The sequence below is a fragment of the Flavobacterium sp. 2755 genome (genome assembly GCF_031455715.1).
GTDB lineage: Bacteria > Bacteroidota > Bacteroidia > Flavobacteriales > Flavobacteriaceae > Flavobacterium.
Genome location: NZ_JAVDTG010000003.1, coordinates 573,120 through 592,237, shown reverse-complemented (window position 1 = coordinate 592,237; position 19,118 = coordinate 573,120). Strand labels below are relative to the sequence as shown.

Annotated in this window: 13 protein-coding genes and 1 pseudogene; 2 read left to right on the top strand and 12 right to left on the bottom strand. The window is 34.7% G+C overall.

Annotation, left to right across the window (positions count from 1 at the left end; translation table 11 throughout):
• Window positions 1-279: 279 nt before the first annotated feature.
• The 3 genes and pseudogenes from lysA to gltB form a co-directional block, all read right to left on the bottom strand.
• Window positions 280-1,506: pseudogene (gene lysA, locus J2Y38_RS09900) on the bottom strand (diaminopimelate decarboxylase); the annotation flags it as partial.
• Between the two features lie 366 nt (window positions 1,507-1,872).
• The gene (locus J2Y38_RS09895) at window positions 1,873-3,327 is read right to left on the bottom strand and encodes a glutamate synthase subunit beta (RefSeq protein WP_309841786.1); all 1,455 of its coding nucleotides are present in this window, start codon (window positions 3,325-3,327) and stop codon (window positions 1,873-1,875) included.
• 94 nt (window positions 3,328-3,421) lie between these two features.
• Window positions 3,422-7,936 carry a glutamate synthase large subunit gene (gene gltB, locus J2Y38_RS09890; protein WP_309841784.1) on the bottom strand — a complete coding sequence of 1,505 codons (4,515 nt, stop codon included), beginning with the start codon at window positions 7,934-7,936 and terminating at the stop codon, window positions 3,422-3,424.
• A gap of 415 nt (window positions 7,937-8,351) precedes the next feature.
• Here gltB and sucC point away from each other — a divergent pair, with 415 nt between their 5' ends.
• Window positions 8,352-9,545 (top strand): ADP-forming succinate--CoA ligase subunit beta, encoded by a 1,194-nt coding sequence (sucC, locus tag J2Y38_RS09885; RefSeq protein WP_073487296.1) that lies wholly within the window; start codon window positions 8,352-8,354, stop codon window positions 9,543-9,545.
• 272 nt (window positions 9,546-9,817) lie between these two features.
• On the opposite strand, the gene J2Y38_RS09880 is transcribed toward sucC, so the two are convergent.
• From J2Y38_RS09880 to J2Y38_RS09865, 4 genes are all read right to left on the bottom strand, one after another.
• Window positions 9,818-10,282 (bottom strand): DUF1456 family protein, encoded by a 465-nt coding sequence (locus J2Y38_RS09880; protein WP_309841781.1) that lies wholly within the window; start codon window positions 10,280-10,282, stop codon window positions 9,818-9,820.
• Window positions 10,283-10,503: 221 nt separating this feature from the next.
• Window positions 10,504-11,523, bottom strand: a complete 1,020-nt coding sequence (locus J2Y38_RS09875; protein WP_309841778.1) for an aminotransferase class I/II-fold pyridoxal phosphate-dependent enzyme — start codon at window positions 11,521-11,523, stop codon at window positions 10,504-10,506.
• A 2-nt stretch (window positions 11,524-11,525) separates the two neighbouring features.
• Entirely contained in the window at window positions 11,526-12,536 is a 1,011-nt protein-coding gene (locus J2Y38_RS09870; protein ID WP_309841775.1) for a dipeptide epimerase, read from the bottom strand.
• A 31-nt stretch (window positions 12,537-12,567) separates the two neighbouring features.
• Window positions 12,568-13,359 carry an alpha/beta hydrolase gene (locus tag J2Y38_RS09865; RefSeq protein ID WP_409025139.1) on the bottom strand — a complete coding sequence of 264 codons (792 nt, stop codon included), beginning with the start codon at window positions 13,357-13,359 and terminating at the stop codon, window positions 12,568-12,570.
• Between the two features lie 57 nt (window positions 13,360-13,416).
• On the opposite strand from J2Y38_RS09865, the gene J2Y38_RS09860 reads away from it, so the two are divergent.
• Window positions 13,417-13,818 carry an excinuclease ABC subunit B gene (locus tag J2Y38_RS09860; RefSeq protein WP_309841771.1) on the top strand — a complete coding sequence of 134 codons (402 nt, stop codon included), beginning with the start codon at window positions 13,417-13,419 and terminating at the stop codon, window positions 13,816-13,818.
• Here the strand turns inward: J2Y38_RS09860 and uvrB are convergent.
• The 5 genes from uvrB to J2Y38_RS09835 form a co-directional block, all read right to left on the bottom strand.
• On the bottom strand, window positions 13,815-15,806 hold the full coding sequence (uvrB, locus tag J2Y38_RS09855) for an excinuclease ABC subunit UvrB (protein WP_309841770.1): 1,992 nt from the start codon (window positions 15,804-15,806) through the stop codon (window positions 13,815-13,817). The two genes, J2Y38_RS09860 and uvrB, sit on opposite strands and share 4 nt — an antisense overlap.
• Before the next feature lie 47 nt (window positions 15,807-15,853).
• On the bottom strand, window positions 15,854-16,795 hold the full coding sequence (locus J2Y38_RS09850; RefSeq protein ID WP_309841768.1) for an alpha/beta hydrolase: 942 nt from the start codon (window positions 16,793-16,795) through the stop codon (window positions 15,854-15,856).
• An 81-nt stretch (window positions 16,796-16,876) separates the two neighbouring features.
• Window positions 16,877-17,113, bottom strand: a complete 237-nt coding sequence (locus tag J2Y38_RS09845; protein WP_309841767.1) for a uroporphyrinogen decarboxylase — start codon at window positions 17,111-17,113, stop codon at window positions 16,877-16,879.
• Window positions 17,114-17,246: 133 nt separating this feature from the next.
• Complete coding sequence (gene rlmF / locus J2Y38_RS09840) at window positions 17,247-18,335, bottom strand: 23S rRNA (adenine(1618)-N(6))-methyltransferase RlmF (RefSeq protein WP_309841766.1); 1,089 nt, start codon at window positions 18,333-18,335, stop codon at window positions 17,247-17,249.
• A gap of 86 nt (window positions 18,336-18,421) precedes the next feature.
• Window positions 18,422-19,084, bottom strand: coding sequence for a thiamine diphosphokinase (locus J2Y38_RS09835; protein WP_073487316.1), 663 nt, complete (start codon window positions 19,082-19,084; stop codon window positions 18,422-18,424).
• Window positions 19,085-19,118: the final 34 nt, after the last annotated feature.

Below are 19,118 nucleotides of genomic sequence, written 5' to 3'. Positions count from 1 at the left end.
AACGAAGATTTATGTTTCTATAAATCAGGTAGATAAGTCAAAAATACTTATATCTTTTTAATTGTAATCGAGTATTTTTACCTGTTTATCAAGTGGTTATGTTTTTAATGGTTCGGTTTTTTTAAATCCCAAATCCTGCGGTTACTTTGCGCAGGCTTCGACTTCGCTCAGCCTGACAGGTGTTTATAAATCTAAAATCTGAACTCTAAAATCTACAATAAAAAAATCCCGCCTCAATTAAGAAACGGGACTTCGAGTGATATTCTCTTTTTTTTTATTTTAAACTGTTGCTGCAACTTCTTGCGGTAACGGAATTTGATTTTTAAGTAAATCTTCGAATGTTTCGTGTGCACGAATCAAGATTCCTTGTCCGTTCATCCATAGAACTTCGGCTGGTTTATATCTTGAATTGTAGTTGGATGACATTGAGAAACAATATGCTCCAGCATTTCTGAAAGCAAGAATATCGCCTTCGGTAATTTCAGAGATTCTGCGGTTGTTGGCAAAAGTATCAGTTTCGCAAATGTATCCTACAACGGAGTAAAAACGCTCTTTTCCTTTTGGGTTAGAGATGTTTTCTATATAATGTTGTGAACCGTAAAACATTGGACGGATTAAGTGGTTGAAACCACTATCGATTCCGGCGAAAACTGTTGATGTTGTTTGTTTTACCACGTTTACTTTTGCTAAGAAAAAACCGGCTTCACTAACAAGGAATTTTCCTGGTTCGAAAATCAAGGTTAAATCTCTGCCATATTCTGCACAGAAAGAATTGAATCTTTTTGATAATTTTTTACCTAATTCTTCGATGTCAGTTTCGATATCGTCTTTTTTGTAAGGAACTTTGAATCCGCTTCCGAAATCTAAGAATTGTAAATCTTTGAAATGTTTTGCAGTATCGAATAAAATTTCGGCAGCATACAAGAATACTTCGATATCTAAAATATCAGATCCTGTGTGCATGTGAATTCCAACAATGCTCATTTTTGTATTTTCAACAATTCGCAATATATGCGGAATTTGATGTACAGAGATTCCGAATTTACTATCGATATGTCCAACAGAAATATTAGCATTTCCGCCCGCCATTACGTGTGGATTAATACGAATACATACCGGAATATGAGGATGTTTTGTTCCGAATTGTTCTAAAATAGATAAATTATCGATATTGATTTGTACACCCATTGCGGCAACTTCTTCAATTTCTTCAAGAGAAACACCGTTTGGTGTAAAGAAAATTCTTTCGGGTTCATAGCCAGCATGAAGTCCTAACTGAACTTCCTGAATTGATACAGTATCTAAACCAGACCCCATGTTCTTTAATAGCTGAAGAATCGCAACGTTTGACAATGCCTTCATGGCGTAATTAACTCTTAAGTTTTCTACCTTAGAGAAAGCTTTAGTTAACCTATTGTACTGAGATTGGATTTTTTCGGCATCATAAACATATAATGGACTTCCAAATTGGTCTGCTAACTGCAGTAAATCTTTTGCTTGCATTTTTAAATCATTTTGGGCAAAGTTATTACACTTTTAACTATCTGCAAATTATTTGTAGAAAAATAACAAATTGTAACAAATTGTTTGTTTTTAAACAAAAAGTGCTTTATTTCGGATTTTTATAAAAAAAATAGCCCACAGATTGTACGAATCAATCGGATGAACACAGATTTAAATAAAGATAAAAATAAATCCGCTTAAATCTGTTTAATCTGCGAAATCTGCGGGCTAAATTTAAAAACAAAACCCCTGAATATAAATTCAAGGGTTTGTTAGTAGTTATGTTGTTTATTGGAATAAAGATTAAATAAAATGCAAGGAAAAAAACTTAGAACCTTAGCATCTCAGTATCTTAGAATCTATAAAAAATTATAAACTCGGTAAATCTCCTCTTCCTTTAGTAGGCAGGTTGGTAGATCCCATTAAGAACAAATCTACCTCTCTTGCTGCTTCGCGACCTTCTGAAATAGCCCACACGATTAATGATTGTCCTCTTCGCATATCACCTGCCGTGAAAATGTGAGGAACGTTTGTTTGATAATTATGCGCTTTGTAATTGCTTCTAAAATCTAACTCAAGACCTAATTGCTCGCTTAATGTTTTCTCCGGACCTGTAAATCCAAGAGCCAATAAAGCTAAATCGCAAGGCCAGATTTTTTCTGAGCCTTCTTTTTCGATTAATTCAGGACGTTGACCAGGAGTCATTTTCCATTGCACTTCAACTGTTTTTAATCCAGTTAATTCACCTTTATCATTAGAAATGAATTCTTTAGTATTGATTAACCAGTTTCTGTCGCAGCCTTCTTCGTGAGAAGAAGATGTTTTTAACTGCAGCGGCCAGAAAGGCCAAGGAGTTGATTCGCTTCTTCCAACTGGAGGTTTTGGTAAAATCTCAAAGTTAGTTACCGATTTTGCTCCGTGTCTGTTTGAAGTTCCAATACAGTCAGAACCAGTATCTCCACCACCAATAACGATTACATCTTTACCAGTAGCTTTAATTTGGTCCGGAATTGATTCTCCGTATAAAACTTTAGTCTGTTGTGTAAGGAAATCCATTGCCTGAACAACGCCTTTGCTTTCGATTCCTTTAGTTGGCAAACTTCTTCTTTCTGTTGCTCCTCCGCATAAAACTATAGAATCAAATTCGTTTAATTCTGCTACGCTAAAGTTTACACCAACGTTTACATTTGTTTTAAAAGTGATTCCTTCAGCTTCAAGGATTGCTACACGTCTGTCGATGATTCCTTTTTCTAATTTGAAATTCGGAATTCCGTAACGTAATAAACCTCCAATAGCATTGTCTCTTTCAAAAACCGTAACTGTGTGTCCGGCTCTGTTTAATTGCTGCGCTGCTGCAAGTCCCGCAGGTCCTGAACCAATAACGGCAACTGTTTTACCAGTTTTTGTTTTTGGAGGCTGAGGTTTAATCCATCCTTCTGCAAAACCAATTTCAACAATGTTTTTCTCGATGTTTTCGATTGATACCGGATCTTTAATGATTCCTAATACACATGCTTTTTCGCATGGAGCAGGGCATAAGCGACCTGTGAATTCCGGAAAGTTATTAGTCGATTGTAAAATCTCTAATGCGCTCTGCCATTCTTCCTGATGTACCATGTCGTTGAAGTCTGGAATTAAATTTCCTAACGGACAACCACTGTGGCAAAAAGGAATACCACAATCCATACATCTTGAACCTTGTTCTTTTACTTTATCTTTTGCTAACGGAATAGTAAATTCGTTGTAGTTCGAAACACGTTCTGCTACTGCTAAATTACTTTCGTCGGCTCTGTTATATTCTTTAAATCCGCCTATTTTACCCATGACATTTAAATAAATTTAGTTGTGAGTTGTAAAATGTGAGAGGTGAGTTAGAAAACTTAGCACCTCTGCACCTTTGTATCTCAGAACCTTTTAATTAAGCTATTAATTCTTCTATTTTTTTCTCTTCTGCAATTCTTTGTAATGCTTTTTTATAATCAGTTGGCATCACTTTTACGAAGTGCTTTTGTTGATTTTCCCAGTCTGCTAAAATTCTTTTTGCTAATGGACTGCTTGTGTACAATGAATGATTTTTGATCAATCGTCTTAGTTTTGTAAGATCTTCTTCTTCCATAGGGTCGAATGCAACCATTTCCATGTTACAAACTGTTGAGTCGAATTTCTTATTTGGATCGTAAACATAAGCTACACCACCGCTCATACCAGCTGCGAAGTTTCTTCCTGTTTTTCCTAAAACTACTACTGTACCACCGGTCATGTACTCGCATCCGTGATCTCCAATTCCTTCAACAACTGCTGTTGCTCCAGAATTTCTAACACAGAAACGCTCTCCGGCCATTCCATTAATATAAGCCTCTCCGGTAATAGCTCCGTAAAGGGCAACGTTTCCAATAATGATATTTTCTTCAGGTTTGAAAGTTGCAGTAGGAGGGACTTTTACAATTAGTTTTCCTCCAGAAAGACCTTTTCCTAAATAATCATTACAGTTTCCGTGAATTTTAAACGACAATCCGTTTGTTGCAAAAGCACCAAAACTTTGTCCGGCAGAACCTTCAAAATCAACTAAAATAGTGTCATCAGGTAATCCTTGTGCGCCATAAATTTTTGAGATTTCATTACTCAAAATCGCACCTACAGAACGGTCTGTATTTTTAATTTTAAATGTTACTCTTGTTTTCTCTTTTCTATAAATAGACGGAATTGCTTCTTTAATGATGTCAAAATCTAATACGTTTTCAAGTTGGTGATCTTGTTGTGTTGTATTGTGATTTGGCTGTGTTTTAGCTTTTTCCGGTTTGTATAGAATTGGTGATAAATCTAAACCATTTGCTTTGTAATGTTTGATCGCTTTGTTCACATTTAACTTTTGTGACTGACCAACCATTTCTTTTAGAGTTCTGAAACCTAACTGAGCCATGATTTCTCTTAACTCTTCAGCAATAAAATACATAAAGTTGATTACGTGCTCTGGAGTTCCTTTGAAATTTTTTCTTAATTCAGGATCCTGAGTTGCAATACCAACCGGACAAGTATTTAAGTGACAAGCTCTCATCATGATACATCCGGAAGCTACAAGCGGTGCAGTTGCAAAACCGAATTCTTCAGCTCCTAATAAAGCTGCGATAGCAACGTCACGACCTGTTTTCAACTGTCCGTCACACTCTAAAACTACACGGCTTCTTAAATCGTTTAAGATTAAAGTCTGCTGCGCCTCGGCTAAACCAAGTTCCCACGGAATACCTGTGTGTTGTAAAGATGTTAATGGTGCAGCTCCCGTTCCTCCGTCGTAACCAGAAATTAAGATAACATCAGCTTTTGCTTTGGCAACACCGGCTGCGATGGTTCCAACTCCAACTTCAGATACTAATTTTACGTTTACACGCGCTTCACGGTTTGCATTTTTCAAATCGTAAATCAACTGAGATAAATCTTCAATTGAGTAAATATCGTGGTGAGGAGGAGGTGAAATCAAACCTACATAAGGCGTTGAGTTTCTTGTTTCAGCAATCCAAGGCACCACTTTTTCTCCAGGTAATTGTCCACCTTCACCAGGTTTCGCTCCCTGAGCCATTTTAATCTGGATTTCTTTAGCGTTTGTCAAATAGTTGATCGAAACACCAAAACGTCCCGAAGCAACTTGTTTGATAGCACTGTTTCTAGAATCTCCGTTGATTTCTTTCTGGAAACGTTTTGGATCTTCTCCACCTTCTCCAGAGTTACTTTTTCCGCCAATTCTGTTCATTGCAATCGCTAAATTCTCGTGTGCTTCTCTAGAGATAGATCCGTAAGACATTGCACCCGTTTTGAATTTCTTTACAATTTCTGTCCAAGGTTCTACTTCGTCAATAGAAATTGGATCCAAATTGTTGAATTCAAATAAACCTCTAATAGTCATTAAGTTTGAGCTTTGCTCGTTAACGGCATTTGAGTATTCTTTATAACTTTCAGGGCTGTTTAAACGAACTGCCTGTTGTAATTTAGAAATAGTGGTTGGGTTAAACATGTGTTTTTCTCCACCGCGTCTCCATCTGTAAATACCTCCAATTTCTAAAGAAAGCAAACTTGCTACTTTTGAATTTGGGAAAGCTTTTTGGAAACGTTTTTTAACCTCTTTTTCAACTTCCATTAAACCAATTCCTTCAATTCTTGATGGAGTGTAAGGGAAGTATTTAGAAGTAAATGTTTTGTTTAAACCTAAAATCTCGAAAATCTGGGCAGCTCTGTATGAATGTAATGTAGAGATACCAATTTTGTTCATGATTTTAACGATACCTTTTGCAATCGCTTTGTTGTAGTTTACAACAGCATAATCAGCTTTTACTCCGGTAATGAAACCTTGCGCTACCTGATCGTGAATGATTTCGTTTACCATGTAAGGATTGATTGCACTTGCACCGTATCCAAATAATAAAGCAAAATGATGAGGTTCACGAGGTTCTGCAGATTCAATGATGATTCCGAATTTAGAACGAACTTGTAAAATGTTCAATGAGTGGTGAATGTAAGAACAAGCCAATAACATAGGAATTGGAGCTAATTCTTCACTTACGCCTCTATCAGAAAGAATGATGACATTACATCCTTCATTTACAGCTTTGAAAGTTGCCTGAACACATTTTTCAAGCGCACGCTCTAAACCGTTAACTCCTTTTTCTATTTTATATAAAGTAGAAATTGTAGCCGATTTGAAATCTACGTGATCAATGTTTCTAATTTTATCTAAATCTTCGTTTGAAATAACCGGATTTTGGATTTTTAATTTTTTACATTGTTTAGATTCAATTTCAAAAATATTGAAATCTCCTCCAACAGCTAAACTAATATCGGTAATGATTTCTTCACGAATACCATCCAAAGGCGGATTAGTAACCTGAGCAAATAATTGTTTGAAATAGTTATACAACAATTGAGGCTGCTCTGATAATACTGCCAAAGGCGTATCGTTACCCATAGAACTGATTGCTTCAGCCCCTTGTCCTCCCATTGGGTTGATGATTGTTTTTAAATCTTCAATTGTATAACCAAATAAACGCTGTCTTGTCTGGAAATCTAATTTTTCAACCGGAGTTGGATTGTTCGTATAAGGAACTTTTGCTAAAGGCAATAAGTTGGCATCTAACCATTCTTGGTACGGACGTTTTGTAACGATTGCTTTTTTAACTTCCTCGTCTTCAATAATACGGCCTTCGTTCATATCAACCAAGAACATTTTTCCTGGCTCTAAACGACCGTGCTGAATTACATCTTCCGGATCGATATCTAATACACCAATTTCTGATGACATGATTACGAAACCACTATGTGTTAGTGTATAACGAGAAGGACGCAATCCGTTTCTGTCTAATAAAGCTCCAATTACGTTACCATCTGTAAACGGAATAGAAGCCGGACCGTCCCAAGGCTCCATGATACAAGCGTTAAACTCGTAGAATGCTCTTTTCTCCGGAGACATTGTCTGGTGTTTTTCCCAAGCTTCAGGAACCACCATCATCATGGCTTCTGGCAACGAACGACCTGTCATTAATAAAAGTTCAACCACCATATCCATAGAAGCAGAATCTGATTTTCCTTCTAAGATAATTGGGAATAATTTTTTGATATCATCGCCAAAAACTTTGCTCTGCATAAGCTCTTCACGAGCACGCATACGGCTTACGTTTCCACGAAGTGTGTTGATCTCACCATTATGACACATGTATCTAAACGGTTGAGCCAAGTCCCAGGATGGGAATGTATTTGTAGAGAAACGCTGGTGTACAAGCGCTAAACGAGTCACCAAGTCCGGATCTTTCAAATCTATATAATAACGGCTGATGTCTTCCGGCATCAATAGACCTTTATATATTATAGTAGTTGTCGATAAACTAGTAAAATAAAACATGTGGCTTTCAGAAGTCTTCGAACCTCTTACTGCATGTTCAGCAATTTTTCTAGCTGCAAAAAGTTTTGCATTAAATTCTTGTTCAGTTAAATCTTGTCCGTTTTTAGAAACGAAAACTTGTTTAATTGTTGGTTCTTTTTCTGCGGCGATCTGCCCTAAATTTTCAACGTCAACAGGTACATCTCTCCAACCTAAGATCTTTAAATTTTGATCTTTAATAGTTGCTTCAAATGCATTGATACAAAAAGATACCTGGTTTTTGCTTTTTGGTAAAAAAACCATTCCTACTGCATACTCACGCGTTTCCGGGATTTCAAAGTCACAAACTTTCTTAAAAAAATCATGAGGGATATCAAATAAGATTCCCGCCCCGTCTCCAGTTCTTCCATCAGAACTAACGGCACCACGATGTTCCAATTTAATTAAGATGTCTAATGCTTTATGAATAATATCATTTGATTTAATACCATTCAAATTACAAATAAATCCTGCACCACAATTGTCGTGTTCAAATTCAGGCAGATAAAGCCCTTGTTCTTTAACTTTCATTCTTGATATTTTTTCTACAAAAATAAAGATTTCGTTAAACATAATGTAGTGAAATTATACTTTAGCTTACATTTTTGTTGTAATATTAGAAAAAGGCTTCTTAATTGATAATATTATTATATTAACCATTGCGAAATGATAAAATGATAATCCAAATTAAAATATATTAAGAAAAATCGTCTCAAGGCTAATAAATACGGTGATGTTTTTGTTAAATATCAAACGTTTTAGTGGTTTTGAGTTAACTTTAACAAATCGTTTCGGTAACTATTTCTTTGCATTGAAAAAGAATAAACGTTTAATACCTATATGTGTCATTTTTTAATAGAAAAAGATTTTACTATTAAGTTGTATTTTGTTACTTTTGTCCGACTTTTATTCTGAACTAAATTCAGAACCAGACAAATTCTATATTATGAACATACACGAATATCAAGGAAAAGAAATTTTAGCAAGTTACGGAGTACGCACTCAACGCGGAATTGTGGCTAACAATGCGGTTGAAGCTGTAGCTGCTGCAAAACAATTAACTGCCGAAACTGGTACAGGATGGCACGTAATAAAAGCACAAATTCACGCAGGTGGTCGTGGAAAAGGTGGTGGAGTTAAGCTGGCAAAAAACTTACAGCAAGTTGAAGAGTTAGCAGAACAAATCATCGGAATGCAATTGATCACACCTCAGACTCCGCCTGAAGGTAAAAAAGTAAACAAAATTTTAGTTGCTGAAGATGTTTACTATCCTGGTGAAAGTGAAACTTCTGAGTTTTATGTTTCTGTTTTATTGAATAGAGGTACAGGACGCAACATGATCATGTATTCTACTGAAGGTGGAATGGATATCGAAGAAGTTGCTGAGCATACTCCTCACTTAATTTTTACTGAAGAAGTTGATCCTTCTGTAGGTTTACAAGGTTTTCAAGCAAGAAGAATTGCCTTTAACTTAGGTCTTTCTGGAAATGCTTTTAAAGAAATGGTGAAATTTATCGATGCATTATACAATGCTTACATTGGTTCTGATGCTTCTATGTTTGAAATCAACCCGGTTTTAAAAACATCTGATAACAAAATCTTAGCTGTTGATGCTAAAGTGAATATCGACGATAACGCTTTATACAGACAAGCTAAATATGCTGAAATGAGAGATATCCGTGAGGAGAATCCAATCGAAGTTGAAGCTAAAGAAGTAGGATTGAACTATGTAGATCTTGACGGTACTGTAGGATGTATGGTAAACGGAGCAGGTCTTGCAATGGCAACTATGGATTTAATTAAATACGCTGGTTTTGAGCCTGCTAACTTCCTTGACGTAGGAGGAACTGCTGATGCAAAACGTGTTGAAACAGCTTTCAGAATTATCTTAAAAGATCCAAACGTAAAAGCTATTTTAATTAACATCTTTGGAGGAATCGTTCGTTGTGACCGTGTTGCTCAAGGTGTTGTTGATGCTTACAAAAACATGGGTGATGCTATTAAAGTGCCAATCATTGTTCGTTTACAAGGAACAAATGCTGAGATTGCAAAAGAATTAATTGACAATTCTGGTATGCCAATCTTATCAGCTGTTCAATTCCAAGAAGCTGCTGATCAAGTTAAAGCTGCTCTTTCTTAATTAAATAAGAAATAAATTTATATAGAAAATCCCTTCGATATTCGGAGGGATTTTTTTTGAAATTATGTCAAAAAGCATTTTGTTTGAGAATATTTTTTAAGACAAAGTATATCGTAGAGACGCACAGCAGTGCGTCTACGCAACGTATTTCTCATTATGGATTGCCGAGACGTAGACGCACTGCTGTGCGTCTCTACGATAAATGATGTGTAATAAAAAATCCCTTCAAATATTCGAAGGGATTTTATGAAATTATGATATCGTAATATTGATTATTTCTTATTCTTACCGTTTTTGTAAACCACTTTTTCTACAACAGATGTTTTTCCGTTTCCTTTTGGGAATGATTTCTTTTTAGGTTTTCCAGCTGATGAACCCGACTTTGATGGACTTTGATCGCCTCTAGCTCTTTCAGAATCTTTTGGAGCAGCCTTAAACTCAGGTCTTTCTTTAGAAGTTTCTTTCTTCGGAATCTCTGCTTTATGTTTCGCTAAAACATCCGTTGGGTTTTTAGGATTTTCTTTTGTTCCTCTTAAATGAATAACTAATCCGTTTAAGAAGTTTCTTAAAACCTGATCGCCGCATTCCATATAATTAGGATGATCTTCAGCTCTAAAAAAAGCACCCAATTCTGATTTTGAAATTCTAAAATCTACTAATTCTAAAATCTCAACTATTTGGTCATCACGGAGCATCAAAGCCACGCGAAGTTTTTTAAGTATATCGTTATTTGTCATCGTTTATTTTTTGCAAAGGTACGGTTTAAAAACAATTCGGGCTATTTATTTTTTTTGCCACGAATTACACTAATTTCCACTAATTTTTTTGCCACAGATTAAAAAGATTATCGGGATTTATAAATTGCTTAAAAAAATCATTAAAACCATTTAATCTGTGGCAAAAAGCATAAAAATTAATTCGTGGAAATTAGTGTAATTCGTGGCAACCTTAAATAATATTAAGAATTTAAAACCACAGCAAGTTTATCTAAATCTTCTTTGAGATGGTTGGCTGTAATTACAATTCGATTTAAAGGTTCAGCGTTTTTTGTGTATTTAAAACTGGCAATAATAATCTTTTCGGTTTTTAATTTTTCCACTAATTCCTTTGATAAAAGATAAATCAAAGGATAGTTCTTATCAAACTTGATATTCTTATTTTTGCCTAAAATCGAATCCACATACTTTAAATTATCCAGTAGTTTGATGTGCTGCAAAGCATAAATTTCTGCAGCGTCAGAAAGGGTTTGTACAAAAGCAGGGTTCATTCCCGCAGCACTTGTAAAAGTTTCCATTTCTTTTATTTCATTGATAAAATCAAAATCGGAAGCAATTACTCCTCCAGTTAATCCGAAAGCTTTTCCTAAGGAAGAAACCATGATTTTTCTTTTAACTGGATATTGAATTGAGGAATAAATTCCTGCTCCATTTTCGCCTAAAATTCCAAAAGAATGGGATTCATCCAAAATTAAAGTAACTTCTTTATGACTTGGAATTTGTTTTAAAAATGATAAATCAACGGGCTTTGTTTCAAAAGAAGGAACACCGTCAGTAAGAATTGCTATTTTCTCCCGTTTGGAATCTAATAAACGTTCATTTAATTTGTCATTAACGAATAACGGAAGACTATTTTCAATTCTGATTGCATTATGCGTATCATTAAAATGAAAAAAACAATCTGTCTGCTTTTTCATTAAATCTATAACCAATTTTCCGGCCAGCATTCCTGAAGAAACTGTAACCGTACTTTCTGAGCCTATGTGAATGGCTAAAAACTTTTCTCCTTCATCGTAAGCCTTTAATTTGATATTGGCTGTTCTGGAACTTCCGTAAGTAGTTCCCCAATTAAGAATGTTCTTAATCACCAAATCCTGAAAACTTTTGTTTGTTGGCAATCCTAAATAAGCAGTTCCGCCAAAATACAAATACTGTTCTTGGTCAATTTCAATAATACGGTCGGGAAATTTTTCTACTATCATTTTTATAGAAGTGTAACTCCGGTTCCGTTAAGTTCAGAATAACTCACAGCGCCATTTTTTATGGTTACTCCGGTTGCAATATCTTGTGCTAAAAGTAATGCGCCATCCATATCGACATAATCAAGCTGAGGTAATAAATGGGCAATTGCAGAGATTCCAACAGTAGATTCCGTCATGCAGCCTACCATTGTTTTTAAACCTAATTTTTTAGCTTCTTCAATCATGCGTTTGCCGGGAGTTAATCCACCGCATTTTACCAATTTCACATTTACTCCGTGAAAATGGTTGTGACATTTGGCTACATCTTCCTCAATAATACAACTTTCATCAGCAATTATAGGAAGAACAGAATGTTTAAAAACTTCTTTATGGGCTTCCCAATTATCTGCTTTCATAGGTTGTTCTAAAAACTCAACGCCCAGTTTTTTTAATTCAATGGCGTTATTAATAGTTTCCTCAACGCCCCATCCGCAGTTGGCATCGATTCTAAAAATAGCATCGGTATGTTTTCTAAGTTCTTTTATAATGGCAATATCTTCTTTGGTACCTAATTTAATTTTATAAATAGGCCAGGGAAGTTCCTGCATTTTTGAAACCATTTTTTCAATAGAAGCAATTCCGATAGTATAATCAGTAAGCGGATTTCTTTCGGTTGTGTAATTCCATAATTCGTATAATTTTTTGCCTTTTTTACGAGCATACAAATCATTATAAGCCAAATCTAAAGCGCAAAGTGCAAACATATCCTCTTTTAAATACGGATGAATTTTTGCCCAAAATACATCTGGAGTTTCATCTCCAGTATTTTCAATAATGCTTCTGATTTTTTCTAAATCCTGCATCATCATTGGAACCGTTGTTTTGTAATACGGATTTGAAGTTGCTTCTCCAAAACCTGAAAAACCATCACTCTGCAATTCAACAATCAGCGAAGGCTGAAAATCAATTGATTCTCTTGAAATCGTGAAAGTGTGTTTTAGTTTTAGGTTATATTCTCTTAAAATTAGTTTCATGATTTTTGTGCTGTTTTTTTTATGTTTTTTCTCAATAATTAAGCCAAAGAACCGCTTTTACAAAACCGTCCCGCCACAATTTTTCATTATGTTCGCCGCCTTTTACAATTTTAGATTTGGTAAGATGAAGACAGTAACAACGCTTTGTGTCTAATAATTTTTCCATTTTGGTCATGTCTTTCACCATATTTTCATCTTCTTTATCGCCACATAAAAAGTAAAATTTGGTTTTAATTTTTGGTATCTTTTCTGTAAAAGTGAAAATATCGTTTGTATACCAAAATGAAGGCGAAAAAACGCCGGCTTTACCAAATACTTCGGGATATTTTAAAGCTCCGTAATACGAAACCAAACCGCCCAATGAACTTCCAAAAATTATTGTGTTCTTAGCTTTTGTTTTGGTTCTGTAGTTTTTATCAATATAAGGTTTTAATGTTTTTACGATAAATTCTAAATAATTATCGGCATTTCCTCCACCGTATTTCTCATTTTTAAAAGGCGTTAATTCTTCGATACGTTTTTCATTTCCGTGTTCAATCCCAACAACAATCACCTGCGCTTTTAAACTGTCTAGTTTTTCGTCGACATTCCATTCGCCTACATAAGAAGTTTTTGCATCAAATAAATTTTGAGCGTCGTGCATATAGATCACGCTGTATTTTTTGGCAGAAGCCAAATAATTTTCGGGAAGATAAATCCAGATTTTCTTTTTAGTCTTTAATTGAGGTGCGTCAATTTCGAAAGTAGATACGTTTTTTGAAGCCGTACTTTGTGCATTTCCGGAAATCATCCAAAGAAATATAAATATGAAAAATCCCCTCATCATTAGATTTTGTATTTTTAATTTAAAAGCAATATTTTAGCTAAAAATAATAAATTGATGAATACCGAAGCACAAAAGAAAAGTTTACTTTTAGAATTGATTGCCTTTTCTACAGTTGATGGGCAATTGCATAAAAGAGAATATGATTTTTTGTGGCACGTTGCTCAGGAATTAAAGATTGATTTGGATGTTTTTCATGATTTATTTCATCAGGAAACGAAACCAGTAGTTGTAAAATCAGAATTTCAGCGCATTCAGCAGTTTTACAGATTGGCTTTGATTATGCACTGCGACGGAATTTTACATGAAAAAGAGGCAATAGGAATTCAGCAAATTGCAATCGAAATGGGATTGAACCCAAGTGCAGTAAAACGCATTTTAGATTTAATGAAAAAGGCTCCAAATGCCATGATAGAGCCTAAAGTTTTATTAAGAGTTTTTCAGGAACAACACAATTAAGGTAATTGTTCCTGTAGTTTTTTGATATCGTCACGCAGTTTTGCGGCCTGCATAAAGTCTAATTCTTTAGCTGCTTTTTCCATTGATTTTCGTTTCTCACGAATCATTTTTTCAAGATCAGCTTTAGACATATATGCCGTTTCCGGTTCTGCAGCGACTGACAAAGTGTGACCTAATTCGTATTCTACCAAAGGATTTTTAGTAAAAGCACTTTCTATTTTTTTGTTTAATGCCTGAGGTATTATATTATTTTCGACATTAAAATTGATTTGTTTTGTTCTTCTGTAATTGGTTTCGTCGATTGTTCTCTGCATACTCGCCGTAATTTTATCGGCATACATAATCGCTTTACCGTTTAAGTTTCTTGCTGCACGACCAATTGTTTGGGTTAACGAACGGTAATTTCTTAAGAAACCTTCTTTATCAGCATCTAGAATTGCTACAAGCGAAACTTCGGGTAAATCTAAACCTTCACGAAGTAAGTTTACTCCAATTAAAACATCAAAAATTCCTTTTCGTAAATCCTGCATGATTTCGATACGTTCTAAAGTATCAACTTCAGAATGGATGTAACGGCATCGAATGCTGACTTTAGTTAAGTATTTGGCCAATTCTTCGGCCATTCTTTTAGTCAAAGTTGTCACTAAAACTCTTTCGTCTAATTCACAGCGAACCTGAATTTCTTCAATTAAATCATCTATTTGATTTAAACTTGGGCGCACTTCAATAACCGGATCTAATAATCCCGTTGGACGAATAATCTGTTCGACATAAATTCCATCCGATTTCTGTAATTCATAATCTGCCGGAGTTGCCGAAACGTAAATTACCTGATTTTGCAAAGCCTCAAACTCTTCAAATTTCAAAGGTCTGTTGTCCATTGCAGCCGGTAAACGGAAACCATATTCAACCAGATTTTCTTTACGGCTGCGGTCGCCTCCGTACATGGCGTGAACTTGCGAAACCGTAACGTGGCTTTCATCAACAACCATTAAAAAATCACTTGGAAAATAATCTAACAAACAGAAAGGTCTTGTTCCAGCTTGTCTTCCGTCAAGATAACGGGAATAATTTTCAATTCCAGAGCAATAACCCAATTCACGAATCATTTCTAAGTCGAAATTGGTTCTTTCTTCTAAACGTTTTGCTTCTAAATGTTTGCCTATTTCTTTAAAATAATCTACTTGTTTGACTAAATCCTGCTGTATTTCCCAAATTGCGCCTTGAAGGACTTCAGGCGAAGTCACAAACATATTGGCCGGGTAAATCGTCAGTCTTTTAAATTTCTCAATTACCTGAGAAGTCTTTGCATCAAAAGATTCTATTTCTTCAATTTCATCTCCAAAAAAATGAACTCTGTAAGCGTCATCAGCATAACTTGGATAAATTTCAACCGTATCGCCTTTAATTCTGAAAGTTCCCGGATTAAAATCGGCTTCTGTTCTGGCGTATAAACTTTGTACAAGACTGTGGAGTAATTTAGTTCTAGAAATAACCTGATCTCTGCTGATCTCAATAACGTTCTTTTTAAACTCAACAGGATTTCCAATACCGTATAAACACGAAACTGAGGCTACAACCAAAACATCGCGTCTTCCTGAAAGTAGGGAAGAAGTGGTGCTTAAACGCATTTTTTCAAGCTCTTCATTGATAGATAAATCTTTTTCAATAAAAACTCCTGTTACTGGCATAAAAGCTTCTGGCTGATAATAGTCGTAGTAAGAAACGAAATATTCAACCGCATTATTCGGGAAAAATTGTTTGAACTCTGAATATAGCTGTGCAGCCAAAGTTTTGTTGTGTGCCAAAACTATGGTAGGACGCTGTACTTCCTGAATAACATTGGCTACTGTAAATGTTTTACCAGATCCTGTAACTCCTAATAATGTTTGGTATTTTTCTCCATCAACCACACCTTGTGCGAGTTTTTGTATGGCTTGCGGCTGGTCTCCTTTTGGACTATATTCTGAAGATACTTGGAAATTCATTTGTTACTGATGAAAAGTTGGTTTTGTAAAGATACAAAGTTTGAATGCTAATCTAAAAAATTAATAACAGCATCATTTATAATTTTTGGCTGATCGATTGTCAAAAAATGACCGGCATCTTTTATGATTTTTGTTTTGCTGTTAACTAAGTGTTTTTGTGCCCGCTCTAAACTTTCTTCAGAATTAATAACATCTTTATCGCCAATTAAAACCAGAACCGGATTATTGATTGATTCTAATTCTTTATCTGAAAAAGGCGTCATTTTTAACATGCTCGAATTTGATTTGGCGTATTTATTAGCCAAATAAAATTGCCTGTTATAGATAGGACTTATTTTTTCCGGATGCGTAGAAAATGCTTTTAATGTTTTGCTGAATTTCTTTTCACTAGGAAAAAATTTTAACATTAAAGCCGATGATGTTTTTCTTGGTTTATCTATAAATTTAAAAGTCTGCGCAGGACTTAACAATATAATTTTATCTATAGAATTGGTTTTTTGTGTCGCCAGTAATGTTGCAATCCAGCCGCCTCGGGAAGCTCCGATAATATCAAATTTCTTTAATTTATAATGATCGAAAATTTCGTTGTACCAAACGATAATTTCTTCGGATGAAAGAGGTTTTGCTGTTAAATGTGATTTGTTAGGTTCCATCAAAAAATCAATGGCATAAATGTGATGATTTTTGGCTAAAGATTTAATGTTAGGATACCACATCGTTGAACTGGCGTCCATTCCGTGGAGTAAAACTAAATCTTTTCCGTTTTTTGGTCCGGCGATAATAACATGGGCAGTTCCAAAACTTGTTTTTACATTTTCTTCGGTATACGGAATATCCCAAAGTTTTAAAGCCTTGTTATAAGCGGTTTCATATTTTTGTTCTTCGCTTTTGGTTTTAAAAACATAATCTTCAAATTTTGCCTTTTTTGTTGAAGCGCAGCTTGTTACTAAAAATAAGAGTATTGCTAATCTGGAGTATAATTTTGACATGGTTATAAGTTCAATTTGAACTTAAAGTTACGATTATCGAAAAAGGAAATTGTATCAGAATTTTGTTTTAAAATATCATAATTACAATCTGTTATGCTTTTTTGTCAAATGATAGATTTGAACAAATGATAAAATTGCATTTGGGATAATAATCGGTAAAAGCCATTGATTGAAATCTCTGTAATCTTTTAAAAAGATGCCGTAAACTACAAAACAAATACATCCAAATAAGTTTATGAGTCGTATTGTTTTAAGATCTTTAAGCAAAAAACCTCCAACAATAAAAACAGATGCGAGATAACCAATATATTCTGCCATAACCTTGATTTTAAATAGTTTACTAAATTTAGCAAAACCAAATTATATAATCAAGAGTTTAGTTGAAAATCAGTAATATAGGGTGTTGTTTTGTTGGTCTAAAATTTTAAATTGTAAGTAGTAAATTTCTAAATTACTTCTTTTTCCATTGCTCAATTTTGCCTTTCATTTCATTATGTGAATGAAAGTTACTTTTTTTGATATTTTCTTCAGCAGTTTCTAAATCGTCATTATATTCTTGTGAATAGTTTTCAGATGATTTTTTGTGATTATCTAATTTCCAAGACTTTTGTTGAGCTTCATTTAAAAAACTCCACGCTACAATACGGCTATTTTTCTGACCTTGCGACATTTCAATTGTTTTGACTTCAACAGCATTTACTTTTTTCAAAGTTTTGTAAATCGAAGAAAGATTCTCTTTTTTAGAAACCAAAGTCGTAAACCATAAAACTTGCGAAGCATACTTTGCACTTTCATAAATCATTTGGGTTACAAAACCAATTTCGCCGCCGTTGCACCACAATTCTGCATTTTGCCCTCCGAAGTTTAAAACAGGATTTGTATTTCTTTTTTCTTTTGGATTTAGATTCGAAACTTTTCTGGAAGTGCTTTTATTGGCTTCTTCTGCCGATGCGTGAAAAGGCGGATTACACATTGTGAATGTAAATCGGTCTTCGGGAATTATAATATTTTTGAAGATAAATCGAGATTCGGTTTGTTGTTGTAAGCTGATTGCATCGATTAATCTTGGATTAGCTTCGATAATTTTACTGCAGTTTTCGATTGCTTTTTTGTCAATATCAGTCGCAACAAAACTCCAGTTGTAAATGGAATTCCCTAATATCGGATAGATTAAATTTGAACCCGATCCGATATCTAATCCTAAAACAGAATTTCCTTCTGGAATTTGATTATTGTTTGTTTCGGCCAATAAATCGGCTATGTAATGAATATAATCGGCTCGGCCCGGAATTGGCGGACAAAGATAATTTTTAGGAATATCCCAGTTTTGAATATCGTAATAAGTTTGCAATAAAGCCTTGTTTAAAGTTTTTACCGCATTTGGATTAGCGAAATCAACAGTTTCGATTCCGTATTTATTAATGGAAATAAAAGCCTTTAATTCGGGACAATTTGAAATTAGAAGTTCAAAATCATATCTGGAACGATGAAGATTTCTTGGATGTAAATTGTCTTTTTGGGAATTGTTTTCTGCTTTCATTTTGATTTATTTCGATGCAAAGGTACGCATTCCTTTTTGACTGGATTAAAATCCAGTCTTACAATATAAACCGAGCCTTCGACTCTTTAATCAAAACATTCCATCAATAACAAATCGCCGTTTGTGTGGTTAATTGTAACTAAGCCATCTTTTGCTACAGAATTACTGCTTCCGGTTCTGTAACCCATTGTTAAGGTGTCATTTTGCAGAGGATATTCTAAATTGGTAGAATAAATGCCGTTTACAACACCAATTGGGATTAGAGAAATTGGAGTTTTGGCAGTATACCATTTTTCAAATTTTGTTGGAAGCAAAAAGATTTTTGAATGATCATCAAGAATTACAATTTTAAGTAAATCTCTGTAACGAACAATATTAGTTAAATTGGTAATCGTATGATCTGCACGTCTTCCGGTTGCCCAAACTACATTTACGGCAGGAATTTTTCTTTTAACTAAATAATCAAAAGCTTTTTCTAAATCGGTTTTATCCTGATCTGGAGTATGAACAATTTCTAACGGATATTGTGACGTTTTATAGATTTCAGGATCAAAACCTCGGTCAAAATCTCCTAAAAGCACATCAACTTTAATACCCAATTCAATAACTCTTTCTATTGCCGAATCTAAAACGATAACGAGCGGAGACCATTCTAGCAATTGTCCTAATAATTCAGGATCGCAGGCCGCTCCGTTTGCAATTATTAAAGCTGGTTCCTGATCGTCGCGAACTATATGATGTGATGACATGTGAGTTTTTTTGAATGTAGCGCAAATATACGAA